The organism is Mesorhizobium sp. P5_C1 (assembly GCF_054049815.1).
Map to the genome: position 1 here is coordinate 1 of NZ_JBFULQ010000996.1, position 1254 is coordinate 1254.

The following is a 1254-nucleotide window of genomic DNA, read 5'->3' on the forward strand; positions in this document are numbered from 1 at the left end:
CATTGGACGAGGAATGACCTTGGAGTTATCGAGTCCGATCATCATCGTCATATCGGACTTCAAGGATGCCCAGAACCTGGATTTGAGTTCGGCGGGGGCTGGCATAGGCGTTTCCTTTCGAATTGGCGAAAGGGGACAAACGACTGTTGGGCATGTCGGTTCCGAAGGGGCCGGCGATTGGTCCGGTGGTTCGTGTGTTTTGAGCACCACGTCTACGCGGCCGTCAGTACAGACGAAGGTGGTCCGCCGCGTTCGCTAGGGCAGCCTGTCTGCAGTTTTCGCTTGCGAGAAAATGCTATGGTAGCTTATCAATTGGCTATGCCTTGGCGATGCCTTCTGTCCTCTTAATGAGCGTCCATCGGCGCAATTGGGATGGCCGAAAATAGMAGGTCCTTGGTCGCCACGGGGTGCGTAAGTTCGAATGCGGGAGATTGCGAATTGAGCCAGTCAGCGCCGAGACGCTTGGTGATCGGAATAAGTGGCGCTTCGGGAGTCGTGTACGGTATACGACTGCTTGAGCTTGGACGAGAACTCGAGTTGGAGACGCATCTGGTCATGACGAAGTCAGCCAAGATTGCTACCGCTCACGAATCTTCAACGAAGGTCAAGGACATAGAAGCACTGGCCAGCGTCGTTCACTCGGCTGACGACATAGCGGCTTCCATTTCGAGCGGCTCCTTCAAGACCCTTGGTATGATCGTTGCGCCCTGTTCCATACGAAGCCTTTCCGAAATTGCCCATGGCACGACATCGAGCCTCTTGACCCGAGCGGCAGATGTGGTCCTGAAAGAGCGTCGCAGACTGGTGCTCATGGTGCGCGAAACGCCGCTCCACCTTGGGCACCTGCGTAGCATGACCCTGGCGACCGAAGCCGGCGCTATCATCATGCCGCCGGTCCCGGCCTTCTACTCAAAGCCGGAGACCATCGCCGATATCGTCGACCACACTGTTGGGCGAGCACTTGACCTGTTCGGTTTCGATGTCTCGGGACTTCGGCGCTGGTCCGGACATTGACGCGACTGGTCCCAAGCAGATCCTAAGCTGCGCGCCGATCAATCCAAGGTGACATTGATGTTCTTGAGCTGCGTGCAGGCCAGGAGTTCCTCGATGGATTCCTCGCGGCCGAGTCCCGATTGCTTATAGCCGCCAAACGGTGCGCCCAAATAGTGTGCGCTGCTGTTGTTGATCCAGATGTAGCCGGCTTCGATGCGCGCGGCCGCTTTATGAGCGGTTGATAGATCGCGGGTCCAGATC

2 protein-coding genes are annotated in these 1254 nt (G+C 57.1%); one reads left to right on the forward strand and one right to left on the reverse strand.

What is annotated here, in order from left to right; genetic code table 11:
- Positions 1-438 precede the first annotated feature (438 nt).
- Positions 439-1014: a UbiX family flavin prenyltransferase gene (locus ACXJ7R_RS33325; RefSeq protein ID WP_457155509.1), complete on the forward strand. Its 576-nt coding sequence runs from the start codon at positions 439-441 to the stop codon at positions 1012-1014.
- A gap of 38 nt (positions 1015-1052) precedes the next feature.
- Here the strand turns inward: ACXJ7R_RS33325 and ACXJ7R_RS33330 are convergent.
- Positions 1053-1254 (reverse strand): aldehyde dehydrogenase family protein (locus ACXJ7R_RS33330; protein ID WP_457155510.1); only part of this gene is annotated, 202 nt, incomplete at its 5' end.